Genomic DNA, 18228 nt, shown 5'->3' with positions numbered 1-18228 from the left:
ACCGTTAAAATACCGCCTTTGCCGGCAAGCCCCAGTCAGCGGCCCCGGCGTTACGGTTTTCCGTCTCTTTACAAGGCCACCCCGTGTCCCTGCACATCACGACTTTTGAAGGCGCCAACGCCCTCAGCGACTTTCGCATTGCCCAGCTTTTGCCCCGTTTGGCCGCCATTTCACCGCAAATTCAGGGTATTTCGGCCCGTTTTGTCCACCTGGTCGCCACGAATGCGCCATTGGCAGTGGCCCAAAAACAGACACTTTCTGCACTCCTGACATACGGCGAGCCTTATGCAGGCCCGGTGGATGGCCCCGTGATCGTGGTCAGCCCCCGCTTGGGCACCGTGTCGCCTTGGGCGTCCAAGGCCACCGACATCGCCCACAACTGTGGTTTCGATGTGCGCCGCGTGGAGCGCCTGACCGAATACCGCCTCGTGATGAAGTCTGGCCTGCTCAGCACCGCCAAATTGAGCGCCGAGCAACTGGGTCAGGTGGCCGCTGTGCTGCACGACCGCATGACCGAATCGGCCATGCCCAGTCGGGACGAGGCTGCGGCCTTGTTCACGGCGCTCGAATCCGCACCCATGGCGCATGTGGACGTGTTGGTCGGAGGTCGCGCGGCACTGGTGGACGCTAATAAGGATTGGGGTCTGGCGCTGGCCGATGACGAAATCGATTATTTGGTGACCGCCTTCACGGGCCTTAAACGCAACCCCACCGACGTGGAGTTGATGATGTTCGCGCAGGCCAACAGCGAGCACTGCCGCCACAAGATTTTCAACGCCGAGTTCACCATCGACGGCGTGGCCCAGTCCAAGAGCCTGTTCGGCATGATCCGCAACACGCACCAACTCAGTCCCCAGCACACGGTGGTGGCTTATTCGGACAACGCCTCGGTCATGGAAGGTCACACGGTGGAGCGTTTTGTCGCCAGAACCTCAGGGCAGGGCGCGGCTTACCAGAGCGAACAAGCCCTGCACCATGTGCTGATGAAGGTGGAAACCCACAACCACCCGACCGCTATTTCGCCTTTCCCCGGAGCATCCACCGGCGCGGGCGGCGAGATCCGCGACGAAGGCGCGACCGGTCGTGGCTCCAAGCCCAAAGCGGGTTTGAGTGGCTTCACTGTGTCCAAACTCTGGGGTGGCATGTCTGACCAAGCAGGCGGTAAACCCGAGCACATCGCCAGCCCCCTGCAAATCATGACCGAAGGCCCTTTGGGTGGCGCGGCGTTCAACAACGAGTTTGGCCGTCCCAATTTGTTGGGCTATTTCCGCGAATACGAACAAACCGTGGACGGCGTGGTGCGTGGTTACCACAAGCCCATCATGATCGCGGGCGGTCTGGGACAGATCGACGCCGATCAAACCAAAAAGATTGAATTCCCAGCGGGCAGCTTGCTGATCCAGCTGGGTGGTCCTGGAATGCGCATTGGCATGGGCGGCAGCGCGGCCAGCTCCATGGCCACGGGCACCAACGCCGCGAATCTGGACTTTGACTCGGTGCAGCGCGGCAACCCCGAGATCGAGCGCCGTGCGCAAGAGGTCATCAACCACTGCTGGGCGCAGGGCAAGGATGGAGGCACCTTCGGTAGCGGTAACCCGATCCTGGCCATCCACGACGTAGGCGCGGGCGGTTTGTCTAATGCCTTCCCTGAGCTGACCAACGACGCAGGTCGCGGCGCACGCTTTGATTTGCGCGCCGTCAAGCTCGAAGAGTCCGGCCTGTCGCCCAAAGAAATCTGGTCCAACGAGAGCCAAGAGCGTTATGTGATGGCCATTGCGCCCGAGTCCTTGGCGCAGTTCACCGCTTTTTGCGAGCGCGAGCGCTGCCCGTTTGCGGTGATTGGGGTGGCGACAGATGAGCGCCAGCTGGTCTTGGAAGACAAAGGACAAGAGTCCCCCGTGGACATGCCTATGGACGTGCTGCTGGGCAAGCCGCCCAAAATGCACCGCGACGTGAAGACGGTGGTGCGCCAGTCGCCAGCGATGGACCTCACAGGCGTCTCGCTCCAAAAAGCAGTGATCGACGTGCTGAGCCACCCCACGGTGGCGTCTAAGCGTTTCCTCATCACCATTGGCGACCGCGCCGTGGGTGGCCTCACGCACCGCGACCAGATGGTCGGCCCTTGGCAAGTGCCCGTGGCCGATGTGGCCGTGACACTGGCCGATTACCAAGGTTTTGCCGGTGAAGCCATGAGCATGGGCGAGCGCACACCGCTCGCTTCGCTCAACGCCGCAGCCTCTGGCCGCATGGCCGTGGCCGAAGCCATCACCAATTTGTTGGCCGCGCCCATCGAGCTGCCCCGCGTCAAGATGTCGGCCAACTGGATGGCCGCATGCGGTGAGCCCGGTGAAGACGCGGCTTTGTACGAGACCGTCAAGGCCGTGGGCATGGAACTTTGCCCGGCGCTCGACATCTCGATCCCCGTGGGCAAAGACAGCTTGTCGATGCGCACGCAGTGGACCGTACCGAAGGGCGATTCAAGTTCTGACGGTCAGACCCACAAGGTCACTTCGCCCGTGAGCCTGATCATCACCGCCTTTGCCAGCCTGCCCGACGTGCGCGGCACGTTCACGCCGCAGCTGGACGCAAAAACCGATGACACCAGCCTGCTCTTGATCGACCTGGGCCAAGGCCGCAACCGCATGGGCGGCAGCGTGCTGGGCCAGGTGCTGGACCAGTTTGGCGACAGCGTGCCCGATCTGGAAGAGCCGCAAGCGCTGGTGAATTTGGTCAAGGCCATCAACACCTTGCGTGCCCAAGGTCAAATCCTGGCCTACCACGACCGCAGCGACGGCGGCTTGCTGGCAGCAGTGGCCGAAATGGCTTTTGCAGGCCATGTGGGCGTGGCCCTCAATGTGGACATGCTGGTGACCGAGGGCGATGGCATTTCTGACAGCCGCGCTGATCACGGCGACGCCAAGAACTGGGCAGGCCAGGTCAGCGCACGCCGCGACGAACTCACCCTCAAAGCACTGTTCAACGAAGAGCTGGGCGTGGTGCTGCAGGTGCGCACGGCCGAGCGTAACTCGGTGCTGCAGACGCTGCGCGAACACGGCCTGTCCAAACACACGCATGTGATCGGCAAGACCCGTCCCGTGCAATCGACCATCCAAAAAGGTGTGGGCGAACTCAGCATCTGGCGCGACACCAAAGAGGTGTTTGCCGCCAAGCTCGAAGACCTGCACCAGGTCTGGGACAGCGTGAGCTGGAAGATTTGCCAGCAGCGCGACAACCCCGCTTGCGCCGATGCCGAGCACGCCTCGGCGGGTCGTGCCGATGACCCCGGCATGCATGTGGCGCTGAGCTTTGACCCGGCTGAGAACGTGGCCGCACCCTTCCTGAATTTGTCGCGCCCCAAAGTGGCGATTCTGCGAGAGCAGGGCGTCAACTCGCATGTGGAAATGGCCTACGCCTTCCACAAAGCAGGCTTCGAGTCGCACGACGTGCACATGACCGATCTGCAATCGGGCCGCGCCAACTTGGCCGACTTCAAAGGGTTGGTCGCTTGTGGCGGTTTCAGCTACGGCGACACGCTGGGCGCAGGCATCGGCTGGGCGCGCTCCATCACCTTCAACCCGGCCTTGGCAGAGCAATTCAAGGGCTTTTTTGGCCGCACCGACACCTTTGGTCTCGGCGTGTGTAACGGCTGCCAGATGTTTGCCGAACTCGCCGACATCATTCCGGGCGCCGAGGCTTGGCCGCGCTTCACCACCAACCAGAGCGAGCGCTTTGAAGCCCGCCTGTCCATGGTCGAGGTGTTGGAATCGCCCAGCTTGTTCCTGCAAGGCATGGCGGGCAGCCGCTTGCCCATTGCCGTCGCCCACGGCGAAGGTTTTGCCAACTTCAAGCACCGAGGCAATGCGGCGCAGGCTTTGAGCGCGATGCGATTTGTGGACAACCACGGCCAGGCCACGGAGGCTTACCCCTTCAACCCCAACGGCAGCGCTGGCGGTTTGACTGCTGTGACCACCTTGGATGGGCGCTTCACGGCCATGATGCCGCACCCCGAGCGCGTGTTCCGCAACGTGCAGATGAGCTGGACGAGTGGCGACATCAACGCCACCAGCCCGTGGCTGCGTGTTTGGCAAAACGCCCGCCAATGGGTGGGCTGATCTGTCAAGCATGAAGTCCACCAACCCGGCTCAGTGGTTCCCGCCTTCGCAACTGGCTTTTTACTTTGACCAGGGTGCTTGGTCACGCGGCACCACTTTGTATTTGCAAGACAAGGTCTTGTCCTCACAGTTGTCACCTGACGGAGACGGCTGGCGCCTGCAAGGCTTGGTTCAGGGCAATGATGCGCAACCTTATTCGGTCAATGCCGAACTGCGCGTGAGCGCGGGTGGCAACTTGAGCGAGTGGCGCAGCGGCTGCACCTGTCCAGTGGGGCGGTACTGCAAGCATGGAGCGGCCCTGGGCATTTTGGCTTCGATGCAAGGTTTGGCGTTGCTGAACGAATGGGGGCCGGATGGCCCCTCTGCCGAGGTGCTGGAGCGCCGCTCCCAAATGGAAAAAGAGCGGGCTCTGAGCCAGGCCGAATACCAGGTGCGCGACTGGTTGACCCGTTTGGAAAACGCCAATGGCCCGGCTGCTTACACCTTGCCTGGCAGCACCCACGATCAGTTTGTGTACAGCTTGTCCGTGGTGCAAACCGCTTACAAACCCGTGTTTCACTTGGCCGTCAAACGGGCTGCGCAAAAGCGCAATGGCGAGTGGGGCAAAGCCAAAAAGTTGAGCAGCGAGCCCTCGCCGCACGACCCGATCTGGCAAACCAGCAGTCCGCTCGACCCCGACATTTTTGACCTGTTGAAAGCCTGCCCGCCTGCCAGCAGTTTCAGCTCCTACGGTTTTCAAAGCGAAGTCAAGTTGCACGGTATGCCGGGCCAGTTGTTGTTACAGCTGTGCAGCCAAACCGGCCGTTTGGTGTCAGATGATGGCTTCGCTCTGCGCTGGCAAGATGCCCCCGAACCCTTGGTGGGAACATGGCGCGAGGTCAAGGGGCAGGATCATTTGCCCGATGGCTGGCAACTGTCCATGCAGCTGCTGCGCCCGGGTGTTCTGTTTGGCCTGAACCAACCGCCTTTTTTCATGGACACGGTGCAGGGCCTGTGTGGACCCTTGGACACGCAAGGGCTTAGCGCCAATGAGCTGCAAGTCTTGTCCAACTCACCCGTGATGCCTGAGAGCGTGGCGTTCAAGTTTCAAAACCAGTTGCTGGAGCGTTTGGGGCCCTTGCCCTTGCCGCCTGTGATTCAAAAGATGCCCGAAATTCGCGGCGTCAAACCCCGCGCTGTGCTGGACATTACGCCAGTACACCCCGCTGACCGCGGTTTGCAGGGGCTGTTTGTGGCCGAATTGACGTTTGACTACGATGGGCATCGCGGTTTCTGGCCGGGCACCCAAAACCGTGTTCTGGTGGGGCAGGGTAAACAAGCGCGCATGTTGCTGCGAGACATGCCCAGCGAAGTCAAGTCATGGGATGCCCTCGCTGCCTTGGGTTTGGTCACTTTCGACGCCAACATGCTGGTGTTGCCACCCGAGCAGTCGCAGCAGCGCTGGCTCGAATGGGTCGAGAGCGACTTTGCACCGCTGCGCCAAGCAGATCTGGACGTGAACTTCATTGCTGACGCTAGCCCCTGGTTGCGTCAAGCCGACGATGTGCACATCGACTTGTCGGGTGACGCTGAAGCGCCGGAAACATCTCCTTGGTTTGACTTGTCGCTGGGTATGGACATCGACGGCCAACGGGTCAACATCTTGCCTTGGGTGCCATCGATTTTGACAACCTTGGCGCAAATCACCAGCGCGACCGCCGAAGGTGAAAAAGCCGCATTGCCCCCCTTTTTGTACCTGCCTGACTTGAAGGGCGATGGTTTTGTCAAGTTGCCCACTGCCAAGATCGAGCCTTGGCTGACCACCTTGATGGAGTTGGTCTCTGAACGCGGCCGTGACTGGAGCGGCGACGAGCTGCGGCTGTCCCGACTTGAAGCCCTGCGCACCGCTGCATCGCTCGGGGAGGGCGTGGTTTGGGCAGGTGCCCAAAGCCTGATGAACCTGGTGCAACAAATGCGAGGCCTTGACGGCTTGCCCGAAGTGATGGCCCCCGCCAGTTTGCAAGCCACTTTGCGGCCCTACCAGCAGCAGGGTCTGAACTGGTTGCAGTTTTTGCGCACGCACCAATTGGCTGGCATCTTGGCCGATGACATGGGCCTCGGTAAAACCCTCCAGACCCTGGCGCACATCCTGACCGAAAAAGAAGCGGGTCGGCTCACGCAGCCCGCGCTCATCGTGGCCCCGGTGAGTTTGCTGGGCAATTGGCAGCGCGAAGCGGCCCGCTTTTGTCCAACGCTGCGCTCACACATCCACCATGGTCTGACTCGGCATGAGACTGCCCAAGATCTGAGTGGTTTCGATATCGTGCTCACCCCTTACTCTTTGCTGCACCGCGACCGAGATTTGTGGATGGCCATCGATTGGCACATGCTGGTGCTGGATGAAGCGCAAAACATCAAGAACGCCAACACCCACGCGGCACAAACCGTGGGCGACATTCCGGCTAAGCACCGCCTGTGCCTGTCAGGCACACCCATGGAAAACCACCTAGGCGAGCTGTGGAGCCTGTTTCATTTCTTGATGCCCGGCTTTTTGGGCAGTCAAAAACGCTTTGGTGAGCTGTTTCGCAACCCCATCGAGCGCCAAGGCAACAGCGAAAAAATGGACCAGCTGCGCAAGCGCATCACACCCTTCATGCTGCGCCGAACCAAAGATGTGGTGGCCAGCGAGTTGCCACCCAAGGTCGAAACGCTCATGCCTGTACCGCTGCAAGGCCAACAGGCGGACCTGTACGAAACCATCCGTTTGGGCATGGAAAAAACCGTGCGCGACGCTTTGAACGCCCAAGGTTTGGCCAAATCGCAAATCACCATTTTGGATGCGCTGCTCAAGCTGCGCCAAGTCTGTTGCGACCCGCGTTTGCTCAAATTGGGCGCGGCCAGCCAGGTGCAGCAATCGGCCAAGCTGGAGCAACTGCTTGACATGCTGCCCGAGATGGTGGCCGAAGGCCGCAAGATTTTGCTGTTCTCGCAATTCACCCAAATGCTGGGCTTGATCGAGCAAGAGTTACCGCGCCTAGGCATCCCTTGGGTCAAGCTCACGGGCCAAAGTAAAAACCGAGATGCCATCATTGACCAGTTCACCAGCGGGCAGGTGCCACTGTTCCTCATCAGCCTCAAAGCCGGTGGCGTGGGCCTCAACCTGCCACAGGCCGACACCGTCATCCATTACGACCCATGGTGGAACCCTGCTGTAGAAAATCAAGCCACTGACCGTGCCCACCGCATCGGCCAGACGCAAAGCGTGTGGGTGCTCAAACTGGTGGCCCAGGGCACGATTGAAGAGCGCATGCTGGCCCTGCAAGAGCGCAAAGCGCAGCTGGCGCAAGACATGTATTCGGGTGCGGTGCAGCGCAAAGAGCCGCTTTTTGGCGAATCGGATCTGAACGAATTGTTCAAACCCTTGGGTTGAGCATGCGGCCATGCTGAATTTGTCCAGACTATTCACCGTCCTGGCATTTGGCTTGATCGCGGCCTGCAGTCCCGAAAAACCAGCGGCAGTCTCGGCGCCACATTCTGAGGCAGCGCCTGTGGCGGGTGCTTGGGCACCAGCGGATGCTTTCAGCCCCGAGGCGCAAGAAGCTGCCCGCTTTGCGGTGCAGACTTTTGCCGTTCAAAACAAGGCGAGGGTGCTTTACAAAAACGTGGTCAAAGCTCGCCAGCAAGTGGTAGCGGGTCTGAACTTTGAACTTCAGCTGCAAGTGACGCTTGATGGCGCCAGCCGCAGTGTGAGCGCCACGGTTTGGCGACATCCTGATGGCACTTATCGACTCCAGGCTTGGGATTGGCTGGACTGATCCTGGCGAATCAGTGCAGGCCCACAACCGGTCTTGATTTGTAAAACTGCACCGGGCTTTCCGGCACAGCGTTCAAAACCGACTTTTTGATCTTGCCGACCACATGCATTTCGCAGGGCTTGCAGTCAAAGCGCAAGGTGAGTTTTTCTTTGCCGTTGATGAGTTGCATGGGCTCGGCCTTCACCGTACCTTGCACGCCCGTCACGCCTTTGGCCTGTTTGGGGCACAGGCTGAGGCTAAAACGCACACAGTGTTTGGTGATCATCAGGCTCACTTCGCCCAATTCTTCTTGGCTTTCATAGGCCGCATCAATCACCTTTACGCCATGCTTGGCATAAAAGTCGCGAGCCTTTTGGTTGAACACGTTGGCCAAATAGGTGAGGGTGTCTTCGGGGTAAGCCACAGGCGGCTCCACAGGCACCGCACGCGGCAGGCGGTGCAGACCTGCCGAGCGGGCGGCTTCCAGGGCTTGCACGGCGTCGCGGCGCAAGGCGTTGAGTTGTGAGGGGGGCACGAACCAGGGACGTGGCAGTACAACTTGAACATCCAGCGGCTCAAAGAGGGTGTCACCCAGTTTGGTCAAGGCTGTTTTGAGTTTCTCCTCAGCTTGGGCCAAGTCTTTAGGCTCTTGCCAAGCGATGGCCATTTGCGCAGAGCCGGTGTGGCCCGTTTCGTCGGTCAGGGTCAGTTGCAGGCCCTTGTCTTTTTCGGCCAGTTGCATCCACACGCCCATGCGGCGCTCAGCAGACTTTTTGTCCAGCGTGCGCACCCAGCTCATGTCCCGGTTACGGTTGACCTGAACACCTTGGCGCAAGTCTTTGAAGCCGTCCATGGGGTCTTTGGGGTACAGCCTCCAAACGCCTTTGGCTTTGGCAGCTTCGGCCCTGTTAATTTGCAAACCCACCAGATCTTTTTGCAGGTCGTAGTAGCACAGGCCATCACCGTTGTGCAGCTCGATGGCCGGGTCGTCGGTGGTGATCTCAACATGCTCAGCCGTGACTTTGCTGACCCACCCAATGGGCTGACCGGGGTTTTTGGGGGTGTCAAACGCGCCGATGTCTTCCTTGCGGCCTTGCACAAAGTAGTCGGTGAACTCGCGGTTGAAGTTCTGATTCGGGTCGGGCTCAAAATTGAAGGTGGTGCGGCCATGTGACGAAGCCGCAAGCTCAGGGCGTTCGCTCAGCACTTCGTCGAACAGCTTGCGGTAGTGGGCCGTGATGTTCTTCACATAGGCCATGTCCTTGTAACGGCCTTCGATCTTGAAGCTGCGGATGCCTGCGTCCACCAGATCGCGCAGGTTCTCGCTCTGGTTGTTGTCCTTCATGCTCAGCACATGCTTGTCGTGCGCCACGATGCGGCCTTGCGCGTCTTTGACTTCGTAGGGCAGGCGGCAGGCTTGCGAACAATCACCCCGGTTGGCACTGCGGCCCGTGTGGGCGTGGCTGATGAAGCACTGGCCGCTGTAGGCCACACACAAAGCGCCGTGCACAAAAAATTCGATCACCGTTCGCTCGGTGTCGATCACGTCACGGATGGCGCTGATTTGCGGCAGCGTCAACTCGCGGGCCAGCACGATTTGGCTGAGGCCTGCATCTTGCAAGAACTTGGCTTTTTCGGGGGTACGGATGTCGGTCTGGGTGCTGGCGTGCAGCTGGATTGGGGGCATGTCGATCTCGAGCAAGCCCATGTCTTGGATGATCAGCGCGTCCACACCCGCGTCATACATTTGCCAGGCCAATTTGCGGGCCCCTTCGAGCTCGTCGTCACGCAAGATGGTGTTGAGCGTGACAAAGATGCGGCTGTGAAAGCGGTGCGCGTATTGCACCAGCTTGGAGATGTCTTGCACCGAGTTGTCGGCCGTTGACCGGGCCCCGAACGAAGGGCCGCCAATATAGACCGCATCGGCGCCATGGTTGATGGCTTCGATGCCGATGTCAAAGGTGCGGGCGGGGGCGAGGAGTTCGAGGTGGTGAGGCTGCATGGGCTGGGATTATCCCAGCTTGCTCGTTGATGTGCGAGTAAGCCTGAAGCGGCGGGCACTGGCCGTTGCTCAGAGGCGCTTCGCTTTGCCACATCGCCCCAGCCAGTGCCCGCCGCTTCAGGCTGGTGATTCGGTGTTGGCAGGTTGGGGCTAAAGCCGCCGATCTAATGGGTCACGGATGAATCCAAGACGTTCGCACAAAAGGGATGGGCGCGGGCAGGGGGGATGTGGCAAAGCGAAGCGCCTCTGAGCCCCTGGCCGCGCCCATCACTTTTGACCACAAGCTATCTCCAATCCCAAAACAAAAAACGCGACCGAAGTCGCGTTTTTCAGAGAGTCAAAGACCAGATCACTGGATCTTGGCTTTGGCGCGCAGACCTTCTTGGAAGGTGCTGAGTTTTTGCTGTTGCAGCTGCTGTGAAATCTGGGGTTTGACTTCTTCCATCTTGGGCAACTGGGCTTCACGCACGTCGTCCACACGGATGATGTGGAAGCCAAACTGGCTCTTGACGGGGGCATCGGTCATTTGGCCTTTGGCCAATTTCACCATGGCACCTGAAAACTCGGGCACATAGCTGCCTGCAGCGGCCCAGTCCAAGTCGCCACCGTTGGCACCAGAGCCTGGGTCTTTGGAGGCTTTTTTGGCCAATTCTTCAAAGCTGCCACCTTTTTTGATTTCGGCGATCAGGGCTTTGGCGTCAGACTCGGTTTCGACCAAGATGTGACGGGCGCGGTATTCTTTGCCGCCGTTGGCTGCGACAAATTTGTCGTATTCGGCCTTGATGTCAGCGTCGGTCACGGGGTTTTTCTTTTGGAAATCGGCAAACAACTGGCGAATCAAAATCGTTTGGCGGGCCAATTCGAGTTGTGTTTTGTAGTCATCGCTCGCGTCCAGGCCACGTTTGCGTGCTTCCTGCATGAAAACTTCGCGGGCAATCAGCTCTTGCTTGATTTGGTCCAAGACTTCGGGCGTGACAGGGCGACCGGATGCTTCTACTTGCTGCTGCAGCGCTTTCACGCGAGAAGAGGGCACGGGCTTGCCATTGACCACGGCCAAGTTTTGCGCGAGAGCGGGGACCGCCAGCAAGGCCACCAAAGCGGCGCTGAGCATTTGCTTTTTCATCGTTATTTCCTCAATGACATTCCGTCAGGTTCAAGTGAAAGGTTCAGAAGGGTTCAAAAAAAGGGGTTGTCACCAGGGAGCGACAACCCGATTCAGATCAGCTCGATGGCCAAGGCATGTAGGCCTTGGTCAATGAAATCTTGCAGCGCATCATACACAAGGCGATGACGCTGAACGCGAGAGATCCCGATGAACAAAGGAGATGCGATCGAAACCCGCATGTGGGTGCCTTGGCCGCTGTCATTGGCCCCCATGTGCCCGGCATGTGCGGCGCTTTCGTCCACCACCCGCAGCTCGGTGGGCTGCAGGCGTTCGGTCAGTCGGGCATGGATTTGTTCGCTCAAAGGCGAATTTGAGGTGCTCACGGCTGCTTGTCCTCATCTTTGGGCAAATAGCGTGAGATGTACAAGCCTTGTCCCAGGATGAACACCACCGGGAATGCATAGCCCCAGAGTTTGAAATTGACCCAATCTTCGGTGCTGAAGTAGTGCGCCACATAAGCGTTGATGGCGGCCATGAAGACGCAGTACAGCATCCATGACAGGTTCAAGCGGTTCCACACGGCATCCGGCAGTTGCAACTGGGTTCCCAGCAGCATGTGCAGGAAGTTTTTCTTCAAAAACCAATGCGCCACGGCCAAAGCAATAGCCAAGCCCGAATACAGCAAAGTGGGCTTCCACTTGATGAAGCGTTCGTCGTGCAGGCCCAGTGTCAGCGCACCAAAGCCCAGCACCAGCACCAGCGTGATTTTGTGCATGGTCTGCAACTTGCCATCCATTTTGTAAATGATGGCTGTTTGCAGCACGGTCGCGCCCATCAGCACCGCAGTGGCGGTGTAGATGTCGCCCATCTTGTACGCACCAAAAAACAGCAGGATGGGGAAAAAGTCGAGGATGAATTTCATGAAGGGGTGTGGAGTGCGGCGTCTGCGGTCCCGCCAAGATCGGTCAGGAAGCCTCGAAGTCTAACGAAGCGGAGTTCATGCAATAACGCAGGCCCGTGGGCGCAGGGCCGTCTTCGAACACATGGCCCAGGTGCGCTCCGCATTGGGCGCACACGGTTTCTACCCGGCGCATGCCGTGGCTGGTGTCCACGCGCTCTTCGATGGCACCGTCCGCGCAGGCCTGTGAAAAGCTGGGCCAGCCGCAGCCCGCGTCAAATTTGGTGTCGGACTTGAAGAGCTCGGCATCGCAACAGATGCACCTGTAGAGGCCAGTGGCCCAATGGCCTTCGTATTTGCCCGTGAAAGGGCGCTCGGTGGCAGCTTGTCGCGTCACGGCATAGGCCACCGGTTCGGCACCCTTGGCGGCCAAAAGTTCGCGCCACTCGGCTTCTGTTTTATGGATTTTGGTCATGATGAACAACTGATTTCAAGTTGATCCGCCCAGTCGGGCGGCAAGTCGGCATAGGCCTCAAAGCCGGGATGCTCGTCGAAGGGAGACTGTAGCAAGTTGTACAGCGTGTCGATTTCTGAAAAGTCACCCGCCTTGGCTTGACGGATAGCCACTTCGGCCAAATGATTGCGCAGCACAAATTTGGGGTTGGTGCGAAGCATCCGGTGCCCCATGCTGTCCAAGTGGGTCTGTCCGGCACGATTTGTGTAGCGTTCGAGCCAAGCCAGCAGGCGAGGGCGGTCCAGCACCAGATCGGTCACCGGGCTCCAGTTGGCATCGGTCACAGCGTTGGCTTGCGATTGCCGAACTACCGCTTGACTCAGTTGCCGCCAAAACAAGGTGAAATCCACTTTTTCTGTGGCCATGAGCTGCATCAAATCTTCGACCAAAGTCCAATCGGCTTCACGCTCGGACTCGGGGGCCAAGTCGCCGACAAGGCCCAGCTTGGCCCGCATCGCATCGCCAAGATAGCGAGGAAACAAGGCTTTGTAACCCTCCAGCACCTGCAGGGTCATGTCTTTGTCATCGATCAAAGGGGCCAGAGACTGTGCCAAGCAATAGATGTTCCAGTAGGCCACATTGGGTTGACGCCCGTAGGCATAGCGGCCTTGGTGGTCGGAATGGTTGCAGATGTGGCCGGGGTTAAAGGCGTCCATGAACTGGAAGGGGCCATAGTCGATCGTCAGACCCAAAAGACTCATGTTGTCGGTGTTCATTACCCCATGGCAAAAGCCCACGGCCTGCCATCGCGCCAGCAGTTGCGCAGTGCGTTCCTGAACCACATCGAGCAAAGCCGCGTACACATTGCCTTGCCAAAAGGCAGCGCGATCGTGGCATTCGGGCAGATGGTGGGCGATAGCGTGATCGGCCAGTGTCCGCAAGCTGTCGGTGTCGCCTATGGCCGCAAAGTGCTCAAAGTGCCCAAAGCGCAAAAAGCTCGGGGCTACTCGGGCCACGATGGCAGCGCTTTCTGTCTCTTCGCGGCGCACCGGTTCGGGCGAGGCCACCAGGCTCAAGGCGCGTGTGGTGGGAATGCCCAAGCCGTGCATGGCTTCGCTGCACAAATACTCACGGATGCTTGAGCGCAGCACGGCGCGACCATCCCCCCCACGGGAATAGGGGGTACGGCCCGCGCCCTTGAGCTGGATCTCCTGTGGGCCTTGGGCAGACTGGGCTTCTCCGAGCCAAATCGCCCGTCCGTCACCCAACTGCCCAGCCCACTGTCCAAACTGGTGTCCGCTGTACACCGTGGCCAAGGGCTGTGAGCCAAGCATGAGAGCGTTGCCCGCGAACGCTTGCAGGTGATCGTCATCAAACACGGTGGCGGGCCACCCCAGTTCGGTGCGCAATGTTTCATTGCGGGCCGCCCAGCGAGGCGCTGCCACAGGCGTGGGTTGCAAATGCGTGAAAAACCGAGTTCCCAATCGGGTCAGACGATGCGTCCAATCCAGCAATGGTTGATCAAGCCGGGCTTGGGAAGGGGTTTCGGAGTTGACGAGAGACATGCCTTGATTGTCACGTCCTTGACAAGGACCCGGGTTTTTGCGGGTTTTTGAGTGCTTTGTCAGCGCTTGTTGGCTGCGGCTGGGGTGCACAATGAACCGATTGAGCCCCCCTCACATACTGGAGACCAAACCATGCTGGGACTGATGCAAGAGCGTTCATTGCTGATTTCTTCTTTGATTGATTTTGCCGAAAAACACCACGGTGACAGCGAAGTGGTTTCGCGACGGGTGGAAGGCGATATCCACCGCAGCGATTGGGCCCAGGTGGCCCGACGTTCCCGCCAAGTGGCCAATGCCTTAGATGCCCAAAAGGTGCCTCAAGGTGCCCGCATCGCCACGCTGGCCTGGAACGGATACCGCCACTTGGAGCTGTATTTCGGCGTCAGCGGCTCGGGCAGGGTTTTGCACACCATCAACCCCCGATTGCACCCCGAGCAAATGGCCTGGATTGCCAACCATGCAGAAGACCAAATTCTGTGCTTCGACATGACGTTTTTGCCCTTGGTCCAAGGTTTGCATGCCCATTGCAAAACCGTCACCCACTATGTGGCCTTGTGTGATGCCGACAAATTGCCTGCTGACACAGGTATCCCCAACTTGTTGAGCTACGAAGCCTGGATGGGTCAGCAGCCCGACACCTACACTTGGCCGCAGCTTGACGAAAACACGGCTTGCAGCCTGTGCTACACCAGCGGCACCACGGGTAACCCGAAGGGCGCTTTGTACAGCCACCGCTCCACGGTGCTGCACGCTTATGCCGCTGCCTTGCCAGACTCCATGTGCATTTCTGCGCGTGATGCCATCCTGCCCGTGGTGCCCATGTTCCACGTCAACGCCTGGGGCATTCCCTACAGCGCGGCCATCGCGGGTGCCAAGCTGGTGTTCCCGGGTCCTGCGCTGGACGGCAAGTCGGTCTATGAATTGATCGAGTCTGAAGGCGTGACCTTTGCCGCGGGTGTACCTACCGTGTGGCAGATGCTGCTCGGCCACATGAAGCCTGCAGGCTTGAAGTTCAGCCAGCTCAACCGCACGGTGATTGGCGGCTCGGCTTGCCCGCCCGCCATGATCGACGCTTTCCGTGAGGATTACCAGGTGGATGTGCTGCACGCTTGGGGTATGACAGAACTGAGCCCCTTGGGCACCGTCTGCACCTTGAAAAACAAGCACCTGTCTTTGCCTGCCGAGCAGCAAATGAAGCTGCGTCTGAAGCAAGGCCGCTGCATTTTTGGCATCGACATGAAAATCGTCGATGACAAGGGTTCAGCTTTGCCGCATGACGGCAAGTCAGCGGGTGACTTGTTGGTCAAAGGGCCATGGGTGATCGCCTCTTATTACAAACAAGAGGGCGCAAGCCCTTTGGTGGATGGTTGGTTTCCTACGGGCGATGTGGCCACCATCGATGCCGATGGTTTCATGCAGATCACCGACCGCAGCAAAGACGTCATCAAGTCGGGCGGTGAGTGGATCAGTTCCATCGACATTGAAAACATCGCCATGGCGCACCCTGCGGTCGCCATGGCCGCCTGCATTGGCATGCGTCACCCCAAGTGGGACGAAAGGCCCATTGTGTGTGTGGTCAAGAAACCGGGTGCTGAAGTGAGCCGTGACGAGCTGATCGCTTTTTACGAGGGGAAAACCGCCAAATGGCAAATTCCTGACGACGTGGTTTTTGTGGAAGCCATTCCATTGGGCGGCACGGGCAAGATGCTCAAGACCCGTTTGCGTGAGCAATTGGCCGATTACGTGTTGCCCGGTCTTTGACCTTTTGATCGACTGCGCCCAAATTGAGTCGCGTGGGCGATACGTCTTAGGGGCAAACCCCGAGCGATCCTGTGCTCCGTTACGGTTAATCTGACTCTGTTTTGTTTTACAACGCTGGAGACCTTGAATGAAATTCGCAACACGTTTGATCACCGCAGCCGCTTTGGCTGTTTGTTCCATGGGTGCTTTTGCCCAAAAGGGCGAGACCGTCAAAATCGCACACATTGATCCACTGTCTGGATTGATGGGGCCTGTGGGCAGCAACCAGCTCAAGAGTTTCCAATTTTTTGCAGAAAAATTCAGCAAAACCAACCCGGCTGGCGTCAAGTTCGAGATGGTTTCTTTTGACAACAAACTCAGCCCCGCTGAAAGCTTGAACGCCCTCAAGGCGGCCATGGACCAAGGTGTACGCTATATCGCACAAGGCAACGGTTCATCGGTTGCAGGGGCCTTGATCGAAGCGGTCAACAAGCACAACGAGCGCAACCCCGGTAAGGAAATCATTTTCCTGAACTATGCCGCGGTGGACCCAGACTTCACCAACAGCAAGTGCAGCTATTGGCACTTCCGCTTCGACGCGGACACCTCGATGAAGATCGAAGCCATGACCACTTTCATGAAAGACGACAAAGACGTCAAGAAGGTCTACCTGTTCAACCAGAATTACTCGCATGGTCAGCAAGTGGCCAAATTTGCCAAGGAAAACTTGGCACGTAAACGTTCTGACGTCCAAATCGTGGGTGAAGACTTGCACCCATTGGCCCAAGTGCGCGACTTCTCGCCTTACATCGCCAAGATCAAGGCTTCGGGTGCCGACACGGTGATCACCGGCAATTGGGGTTCGGACTTGTCCTTGCTCGTCAAGGCCGCGAACGAAGCGGGCTACACCGGCAAGTTTTACACCTACTACACAGGTGTCACTGGCACGCCAACAGCGCTTGGCACCAGTGGTGCTGGCCGCGTTTATCAAATTGCCTACAACCACTACAACATGGGTGGTGACATCGGCAAGTGGATGGGTGAGTTCAAGACCAAATTCAACGACGACTTTTACACAGGTTCTGTGATTTCCATCTTTGGTGCACTGGGTGAGGCGATGGCCAAAGCCAAGTCCACTGAGCCTGCCAAGGTTGCAGCAGCCTTGGGTGGCTTGAAGTACAAGAACTTCAACGGTGAAGTGGAAATCCGCAAGGCCGACCACCAGTTGCAGCAGCCTCTTTACATGACGGTTTGGCAAAAAGCTGACAAGAAGTACCCCTACAGCCCTGAAAACACCGGCATGACTTTGGCGCCTGTCAAAGAGTTCCCCTCCTATGTTTCCAGCACGCCTACCAGCTGCCAGATGAAGCGTCCAGGCTAATCCTTGGGTTTTCCTTTGGGTTTGCCTGAGGGCAAAGAGGCCCGATGACAAATTGTTGTCGGGCTTTTTTTTGAAGTTTTTATTGTTTTGTCTTGGGGTTGACATCGTCAACCCGCTTTCGGTAACGAAGTTAGGCTGAGATACGGCCTGGAAAGTTTTTATGGAGTTTTTCATCATCTCCATGCTCAACGGCCTCAGTTACGGGCTGTTACTCTTCATGCTCAGCTCCGGGCTGACGCTGATTTTCAGCATGATGGGCGTGCTCAACTTTGCACACGCCAGCTTTTACATGATCGGTGCCTATTTCGGGTACACCCTCACCGGGTGGATCGGTTTTTGGCCTGCTTTGGTGGTGGCCCCTCTGTTGGTGGGCGCTTGCGGTGCTTTGTTTGAACGCGTCACTTTGCGCAAAGTTCACCCTTTCGGCCATGTGCCCGAACTTCTGGTGACTTTTGGCTTGTCTTATGTGGCCCTCGAGTTGGTTCAACTGGTCTGGGGACGAACTGCGGTGGATTTCCCACCACCCGAGATATTGCGCAGCTCAGCATTCACATTGATCAACCATTCTGTACAGGGTTTGTCACTCGTTTGGGGTGCTGCGCCTGCAGAAATGTGCAGCGCAGCCGATGCCGCCATTCGCGTGGTGTGCTCGCCGTTTCCGGCCACACGCGGTTTCATGATGCTGGTGGCGCTTCTCATGCTGGTGTCCTTGTGGCTCTTGCTCACGCGCACGCGCATCGGCTTGGTCATTCAGGCGGCCTTGACCCACCCCGAAATGGTGGAGTCGCTCGGCCACAACGTTCCTCGCGTCTTCATGTTGGTGTTTGGTGCCGGAACGGGCCTGGCCGGTTTGGCGGGCGTCATTGGCGGCAGCACCTTTGTGACGGAGCCCGCCATGGCGGCCACGGTGGGCTCGGTCATATTTGTGGTGGTGGTTGTCGGCGGTATGGGTTCGCTCTCAGGCGCGTTTTTGGCTTCGGTGCTGATTGGTGTCATCCAGACCTTTGCAGTGGCCATTGACTATTCCTTCTTGACGCTCGCCAAAGACATGGGTTGGGCTTTGTCTGCCGCAACCCAAGAGAACTCGTTTGCCAAGCTCACGCTGTCTCAGGTTGCGCCCATCTTGCCGTACCTGTTTTTGGTCCTCATTTTGATCTTCCGGCCCAAGGGTCTTTTGGGCACACGCGAGGGTTAAGAC

At 58.4% G+C, this 18228-nt stretch carries 12 protein-coding genes; 6 read left to right on the top strand and 6 right to left on the bottom strand.

The window, feature by feature from the left end; all coding sequences use genetic code 11:
* The first annotated feature begins 83 nt into the window (after window positions 1–83).
* The 3 genes from purL to SWE17_RS01125 are packed head-to-tail and all read left to right on the top strand — an operon-like array spanning window position 84 to window position 7906.
* Window positions 84–4112, top strand: a complete 4029-nt coding sequence (gene purL / locus SWE17_RS01135) for a phosphoribosylformylglycinamidine synthase (RefSeq protein ID WP_322991301.1) — start codon at window positions 84–86, stop codon at window positions 4110–4112.
* Between the two features lie 10 nt (window positions 4113–4122).
* Window positions 4123–7521 carry a DEAD/DEAH box helicase gene (locus SWE17_RS01130; RefSeq protein WP_322991300.1) on the top strand — a complete coding sequence of 1133 codons (3399 nt, stop codon included), beginning with the start codon at window positions 4123–4125 and terminating at the stop codon, window positions 7519–7521.
* Window positions 7522–7531: 10 nt separating this feature from the next.
* Window positions 7532–7906, top strand: a complete 375-nt coding sequence (locus SWE17_RS01125; protein WP_322991299.1) for a cystatin family protein — start codon at window positions 7532–7534, stop codon at window positions 7904–7906.
* 10 nt (window positions 7907–7916) lie between these two features.
* On the opposite strand, the gene SWE17_RS01120 is transcribed toward SWE17_RS01125, so the two are convergent.
* The 6 genes from SWE17_RS01120 to SWE17_RS01095 form a co-directional block, all read right to left on the bottom strand.
* The gene (locus SWE17_RS01120; RefSeq protein WP_322991298.1) at window positions 7917–9887 is read right to left on the bottom strand and encodes a U32 family peptidase; all 1971 of its coding nucleotides are present in this window, start codon (window positions 9885–9887) and stop codon (window positions 7917–7919) included.
* Window positions 9888–10236: 349 nt separating this feature from the next.
* Window positions 10237–11010, bottom strand: a complete 774-nt coding sequence (locus tag SWE17_RS01115; RefSeq protein ID WP_322991297.1) for a peptidylprolyl isomerase — start codon at window positions 11008–11010, stop codon at window positions 10237–10239.
* Window positions 11011–11102: 92 nt separating this feature from the next.
* Window positions 11103–11375, bottom strand: a complete 273-nt coding sequence (locus SWE17_RS01110) for a BolA family protein (protein ID WP_322991296.1) — start codon at window positions 11373–11375, stop codon at window positions 11103–11105.
* Window positions 11372–11914, bottom strand: coding sequence for a septation protein A (locus SWE17_RS01105; protein ID WP_322991295.1), 543 nt, complete (start codon window positions 11912–11914; stop codon window positions 11372–11374). The genes SWE17_RS01110 and SWE17_RS01105 overlap by 4 nt, the downstream gene beginning before the upstream one ends.
* Before the next feature lie 43 nt (window positions 11915–11957).
* Window positions 11958–12365 carry a peptide-methionine (R)-S-oxide reductase MsrB gene (msrB, locus tag SWE17_RS01100; RefSeq protein ID WP_322991294.1) on the bottom strand — a complete coding sequence of 136 codons (408 nt, stop codon included), beginning with the start codon at window positions 12363–12365 and terminating at the stop codon, window positions 11958–11960.
* A complete protein-coding gene (locus tag SWE17_RS01095) occupies window positions 12362–13909 on the bottom strand; it encodes a protein adenylyltransferase SelO (protein ID WP_322991293.1) in 1548 nt (515 codons plus the stop codon). Before SWE17_RS01095 ends, msrB begins: the two co-directional genes overlap by 4 nt.
* A 132-nt stretch (window positions 13910–14041) precedes the next feature.
* Here SWE17_RS01095 and SWE17_RS01090 point away from each other — a divergent pair, with 132 nt between their 5' ends.
* From SWE17_RS01090 to SWE17_RS01080, 3 genes are all read left to right on the top strand, one after another.
* Entirely contained in the window at window positions 14042–15670 is a 1629-nt protein-coding gene (locus SWE17_RS01090) for a 3-(methylthio)propionyl-CoA ligase (RefSeq protein ID WP_322991292.1), read from the top strand.
* Between the two features lie 127 nt (window positions 15671–15797).
* Window positions 15798–17030 carry a branched-chain amino acid ABC transporter substrate-binding protein gene (locus SWE17_RS01085; RefSeq protein ID WP_322991291.1) on the top strand — a complete coding sequence of 411 codons (1233 nt, stop codon included), beginning with the start codon at window positions 15798–15800 and terminating at the stop codon, window positions 17028–17030.
* Between the two features lie 160 nt (window positions 17031–17190).
* A complete protein-coding gene (locus SWE17_RS01080; protein ID WP_322991290.1) occupies window positions 17191–18225 on the top strand; it encodes a branched-chain amino acid ABC transporter permease in 1035 nt (344 codons plus the stop codon).
* The last annotated feature ends 3 nt before the right edge of the window (window positions 18226–18228 follow it).

It is taken from the genome of Limnohabitans sp. (assembly GCF_034680285.1).
Taxonomy (GTDB): Bacteria; Pseudomonadota; Gammaproteobacteria; order Burkholderiales; family Burkholderiaceae_C; genus Limnohabitans_A.
Note: the sequence above shows the minus strand (reverse complement) of the source record. Positions and strands in the feature narration are given on the sequence as shown.

What these genes read in the sequence shown, in the direction of transcription:
- SWE17_RS01130 (WP_322991300.1), top strand. Translation starts at nt 4,123, where the DNA reads ATGAAGTCCACCAACCCGGCTCAGTGGTTCCCGCCTTCGCAACTGGCT.
- SWE17_RS01125 (WP_322991299.1), top strand. Translation starts at nt 7,532, where the DNA reads ATGCTGAATTTGTCCAGACTATTCACCGTCCTGGCATTTGGCTTGATC.
- SWE17_RS01120 (WP_322991298.1), bottom strand. Translation starts at nt 9,887, where the DNA reads ATGCAGCCTCACCACCTCGAACTCCTCGCCCCCGCCCGCACCTTTGAC.
- SWE17_RS01115 (WP_322991297.1), bottom strand. Translation starts at nt 11,010, where the DNA reads ATGAAAAAGCAAATGCTCAGCGCCGCTTTGGTGGCCTTGCTGGCGGTC.
- SWE17_RS01105 (WP_322991295.1), bottom strand. Translation starts at nt 11,914, where the DNA reads ATGAAATTCATCCTCGACTTTTTCCCCATCCTGCTGTTTTTTGGTGCG.
- msrB (WP_322991294.1), bottom strand. Translation starts at nt 12,365, where the DNA reads ATGACCAAAATCCATAAAACAGAAGCCGAGTGGCGCGAACTTTTGGCC.
- SWE17_RS01095 (WP_322991293.1), bottom strand. Translation starts at nt 13,909, where the DNA reads ATGTCTCTCGTCAACTCCGAAACCCCTTCCCAAGCCCGGCTTGATCAA.
- SWE17_RS01090 (WP_322991292.1), top strand. Translation starts at nt 14,042, where the DNA reads ATGCTGGGACTGATGCAAGAGCGTTCATTGCTGATTTCTTCTTTGATT.
- SWE17_RS01085 (WP_322991291.1), top strand. Translation starts at nt 15,798, where the DNA reads ATGAAATTCGCAACACGTTTGATCACCGCAGCCGCTTTGGCTGTTTGT.
- SWE17_RS01080 (WP_322991290.1), top strand. Translation starts at nt 17,191, where the DNA reads ATGGAGTTTTTCATCATCTCCATGCTCAACGGCCTCAGTTACGGGCTG.